Raw genomic sequence first — 4961 nt, 5'->3', positions numbered from 1 at the left:
CATTGGTGACGATGCGCGGCTATGCGCGGACGCTCGCCGCGATCACGCGCTGAGGGCGTCGAACCGCGCGCGCGAGGCGGTCGCTTCCCGCTTCAGCCAATGCATCAGCCGCGTCTCGGCGGGCGAGCGCGCCGCGCGGCGCCCCGCGCGATAGAGGCGGTAACGCTCGCCGGTGGGGAGCGCGCGTCCGCAGGGCGCCAGCAGGCCCGCCGCCAGCGGCCGTTCGCACAGCATCGGCACCGCGAGCGCGACCCCCATCCCCGCCGCCGCGGCTTCGTACATCATCCCCAGCGTGGCGAAGCTCCTGATCGACCGCTCCCCCGCAAGCCCCGCCCCCGCGAGCCAGCGGTTCCACATATCGTGCGGCTCGCGCACGCCGAGCAGTGGATAGTCGGTCAGCGCCGCCTCGCTTTCCGGGCCGGCGCGACCGTCCGCCAGGCGCGGTGCGCAGACCGGACGCGCGTCGACGTCGATGATCGGTTCGGCGTGGAAATCGGCAATCTCGACCCCGCCCCAGAGCGCGAGCTGCGCTTCGCCGGAGCGCAGGATGTCAGGATCGCGCGTCGGCACGACATCGAGGTCGATGCCCTCTTCCTGCTTCAGTCGCGCCATGCGCGGCGCGATCCAGTGCGTCGCCATGCTGTGCGATGTGGCCAGCGTGACCCGGTCGGGGTCCGCGCCGAGCATCGTCGTCGCGCGCCCGATCGCGGCGACCGCAGGCTCGATCAGCGCGAGATAGCGTTCCCCCGCGGGCGTCAGCCGAAGGCCCGGGCCGCTGCGATCGAACAGCGCTACGCCGAGAAACCCTTCCAGCGACGAAATGCGGCGGCTCGTGCCCGAAGGGCTGAGCGCCAGCGCGACCGACCCCGCACGCAGCCCACCCGCATGCGCCACGGCGACGAACGCCTCGATCGCTTCGAGTGGCGGAGTCTTGCGCAGCATCGCCCCCTTATGGCGTTGCCGCGTTCCCGTTTTACGACAGCGTTAGAAGCGCGCGGAAAGACGCACGACGTAGCTGCGCCCGTTGAGGCCGATCGGCGTTTCCTCGCCAGTGGGGAAGCTGCCGCCGGTGGCCGCGATCACGCTGCCCTGATCCACGATCGTATCGGGCTTCGCATCGAAGAGATTCTGGATCACCACGCCGAGGCGGAGGCCGTCGTTCCAGCGATAGCCCGCCGACAGGTCGACCGTTTCCTTCCCGCCAAAGGTTTGCACCGCGACGAGAGGTTGCGAGGTATAGGTGCCGAAGGCCGCGGCGTTGACGCCGAGATCGAGGGGGCCGCGGGTCAGATTGAACTGGAACGTTGCCTTGGCGCGCGGCTGCGCGGCGGTGAGGAACAGGATCGACTTGGTGGCGAGCAACGGCAGCGTGGGAAGCACCGGATTCGCGCGTAATATGTCGAGGCGATTGTTGAGATAGCTGTAGCCCGCCGCCACCGACAATCGCGTGCTGGCGCCGATATCGCCCGCCCAGCGCGCGGTCGCCTCGACACCCCTGGTCGTGGTGTCGACCGCGTTGGTGAAGAAGCGCACCTGGCTGAAGCCGGTGATGCCGTTCCGCGCCAATACCGCCGCCACCGCCGTCCCGCCCAGTTGCTCGCTGAGCGCGATCCGGTCGCGAATGCGGATATGGAAATAGTCGACCGTGAAGGAGAAACCGTCGAACGGCCCGATGACGACGCCCGCTGTCACGTTGCGCGACCGCTCCGGCTTCAACGCGGTCGCGCCGAGCGCCTGCGCGACCGGGTCGCCGACGGGCAGGGTCGCCACCGTCACCAGCCGTCCGGCGCTCGTCGCGCCCTGGATCGCGCTGAAATATCGTTGTTGCAGCGATGGCGCGCGAAACCCCGTGCCGATCGTGCCCCGGATCGCCAGGCCGGCCGCCGCGTCGAGCCGGGCGGTGGCCCGCCACGTCATCTGTCCGCCGAAATCGTCGTAATGATCGTAGCGCAACGCCCCGCCCAGCAGCAGCGCCGCGACCGGGCGCAGCTCGGCATCGAGGAAAGCCGCCCAGGCATCGCGCTTCTCGTCGGTGGGGGTACGCGGATTGAACCCGGCGAAGCCGTCCGCTCCGAGGCCGAAATAGGCGGCCGGCGCGCCACTGCGGATCGCATAGCGTTCACGCCGATACTGGCCGCCCGCCGCGATATTGCCGCCCGCCAAAATACCGTCCAGCGCGCGCGAGAGCGTCAGGTCGGTGACATATTGGCTATAGGTGACCCCGCCCGAGTCGAAGCGCGTGGGGCTCGCCGCGCCCAGCGACACGTTGGCGGTGTCGTACACGCTGAAGTCGGCGCGGTTGCGGCCGTAGCTCTGGCTCAGATCGGCGCGGAGGCCGGCCAGCGTGCCGCGCACACCCAGCGTCGCGCTGATGTCGGTGATCCGCGGCGCGATGATCGGCAGGAAACCGTTCGGATAGACCGGCGAGAAGCCCGGCAGGCGAAACCCAGCGGCGTTGTTCGACAGCTTCCGGGTATAGGTGCCAAAGCCGTACAGTTCCACGCCGCCCAGCGGCAGCGCTGCATCGAGCACAGCACTCGCAACATCGGTGCGCGGATCGCCGATACGATAGGTGATACGCCCCAGCCGCTGGTCGACGAAGGCCCGGTTGGTCGGGTCCATCTGTCGCGCGCTGACGGTGCCGGTGACGTGCCCGCCCTCCCCCAGTGGCAGCCCCGCATTCGCGCTCACCACGCCGAGCAACCCGTCGCCTTCCTCGGTGATGCCGCCGACCAGCTCGGCCGCGCCGCCGTGCGCGTTCGACTTCAGGATGATATTCACCACCCCGGCGATCGCGTCGGAGCCATATTGGGCGGCGGCGCCATCGCGCAGCACCTCGATCCGCTCGATCGCGGCCTCCGGGATCGTGTCGAGATCGACCCCGGCCGCGCCGCGCCCGATCGAATTGTTGACGTTGAGCACCGCATTCGCGGCACGGCGCTTGCCGTTCACCAGCACCAGCGTCTGGTCGGGTGAAAGGCCGCGCAGCGTCACCGGCCGGGTGTTCGCCGCGGTCGCGGTGGTCGCGGCGCGCGCGAAGTTCACCGACGGCTGCAAAAAGTTCAGGGCGCGGCCTAGGTCGGGATAGCCGCTGTCCGTCAGCGTCTCCCCCGACACGACATCGATCGGCGCCGACGAGGCCAGCGCGCCGCGCCCGGCGGCGCGCGTGCCGGTGACGATGATGTCGTCACCCGTCGCGTCACCGCCCCTGGTGACGCCCACCGGCATCGCCCCGTCCGATTGCGCCGCCGCCGGCACGGCGCCGCACGCGACCGTGGCTGCTACGATTCGTCCCGCCCATTGCCCCTTGCGCATCTTCCGGTCCCCGCTCGTCGTCTGCGGGGACGCTCTTACCCCTGGTGCGGCGAGGCGAAGATCGCGGCGGTGCGCACGCCCGTTGCGCTCGGGACAACACCCCCGGCGCGCCCGCGCATGCTATACTCTGCAGGAGAGAGGAACGAGCCTTGACCGACATCCCCGATGGCTTCGTGCCGCACGATCGCACGTCGCCGCTCACCGCCCCGTGGGCGCCGCTATACGCCCGCCGCGCGAACCAGCGCTATCTCCTCGCACTGGAGGTGCGGACCGCGCACACCAATTCGCGCGGCCTGGTCCACGGCGGCCTGATCGCCGCACTCGCCGACAATGCGATGGGTCTGAGCTTGGGCGAGATGCTCGCCGCGGAAGGGCGCGCGCCGGCGCGCGGTGCGATCACCACGTCATTGTCGATCGACTATCTCGACCGTGCCGAGATCGGCGAGTGGCTGGTGATCACCACCGGCTTCATCCACGCCGGCCGGCGCACCGCGGTCACCGAGGCGCTGGCCACGGTAGGCGATCGCACGATCGCGCGCGCGAACGCCACCTTCGCCTTCTCCTGAGCGACTCCACGGTTGCCGCCGCCAGGCGAGGTACGAGAGACCCGGCGGCGACAAGCATCGCCTGCGCCTGGCAGGCCAAAGATCTGCGCAACCGCAGCATTTCTACGCAGTCGCAGCATTTCCGCCCGATCGCATCCGAACCGGTCGGAATTGGGAAAGTTTGCGCTAACACAATAGCTTACGATTAGGCCGCGCGCCACGAACGTTGTTTCACGCGCTTCCGCTGTTCCGGAATGGGACTTGGGCCTGAACATCCTCCGTATGATACCGGTCCCACTCGAGTCATATAGGCGCCGACCAAATACTGATTCGGGCAGCGGCAATATGCGGCGGGGGTGATACGTCGAAAATGGAAAACGAGCTTGTAGAACGGAAGCGGAATTGGGCAGCCCGCGTTGCCTTCCCTCTCTATATGCTTGTTGCCATCCCCTATATAGTTTGGCGTCTCTGGACTGTTCATTATTGGGGAGAGTGGTATTTCTGGCCACTCGCACTTAGCGAATGCTTAAGCGTCGCGCTGACCCTGCTATATCTTGGAACGGCCCGCAAGATTTCGATACCGGTATTTCGCCGCCCGGCTGCGCCGCGAACCGTCGATATTTTCATCCCGACCTACAATGAACCCGAAGAAGTAGTGAAGCTGACGGTGATCGGCGCACTACATGTTCGCGGCGCGCGCGACGTCTACCTGCTCGACGACGGATGCCGGCTGGGCATGCGCTTTATGGCCGAATCATTGGGGGCCAAATATATTGCGCGCCAGGACAACACGCATGCCAAGGCGGGCAACATGAATGCCGGCATCGTGCACAGTGATGCCGAGTTCATGCTGTTCCTTGATTGCGATCATGTACCACAGCCGCGTATCATCGAGCGGACGATCGGATATTTCAACGATCCCAAACTCGCCTTCGTTCAAACGCCGCAGCTATTTTATAACACGACCAGTGTTCAGTTTCGTAAAACCACACGCCATCCCCTCTGGAATGAGCAAAGCATGTTTTACGAGGCGATTCAGCCTTCGAAGAACTGCTTCAATGCGGCATTTTTTTGTGGCAGCGGAGAGATCGGAAGAGCGTC

At 66.9% G+C, this 4961-nt stretch carries 4 protein-coding genes; 2 read left to right on the top strand and 2 right to left on the bottom strand.

Annotated elements, in window-relative coordinates:
* Positions 1 to 42: 42 nt before the first annotated feature.
* Complete coding sequence (locus tag ACFDSW_RS06325; protein WP_375249430.1) at positions 43 to 942, bottom strand: LysR family transcriptional regulator; 900 nt, start codon at positions 940 to 942, stop codon at positions 43 to 45.
* 42 nt (positions 943 to 984) lie between these two features.
* Entirely contained in the window at positions 985 to 3315 is a 2331-nt protein-coding gene (locus ACFDSW_RS06320; protein ID WP_375249429.1) for a TonB-dependent receptor plug domain-containing protein, read from the bottom strand.
* Positions 3316 to 3464: 149 nt separating this feature from the next.
* Here ACFDSW_RS06320 and ACFDSW_RS06315 point away from each other — a divergent pair, with 149 nt between their 5' ends.
* Together ACFDSW_RS06315 and ACFDSW_RS06310 are read left to right on the top strand one after the other, a co-directional pair.
* On the top strand, positions 3465 to 3881 hold the full coding sequence (locus ACFDSW_RS06315) for a PaaI family thioesterase (protein ID WP_375249428.1): 417 nt from the start codon (positions 3465 to 3467) through the stop codon (positions 3879 to 3881).
* A 349-nt stretch (positions 3882 to 4230) separates the two neighbouring features.
* Positions 4231 to 4961 (top strand): glycosyltransferase (locus ACFDSW_RS06310; protein ID WP_375249427.1); only part of this gene is annotated, 731 nt, incomplete at its 3' end.

This window comes from Sphingomonas sp. (assembly GCF_042091075.1).
GTDB lineage: Bacteria > Pseudomonadota > Alphaproteobacteria > Sphingomonadales > Sphingomonadaceae > Sphingomonas.
The sequence above is the reverse complement of the archived record's forward strand: the minus strand, read 5'-3'. Positions and strand labels throughout refer to the sequence as shown.

Excerpts from the sequence above, each read along its gene's own strand:
- ACFDSW_RS06325 (WP_375249430.1), bottom strand. The coding sequence starts at position 942 with ATGCTGCGCAAGACTCCGCCACTCGAAGCGATCGAGGCGTTCGTCGCC.
- ACFDSW_RS06320 (WP_375249429.1), bottom strand. The coding sequence starts at position 3,315 with ATGCGCAAGGGGCAATGGGCGGGACGAATCGTAGCAGCCACGGTCGCG.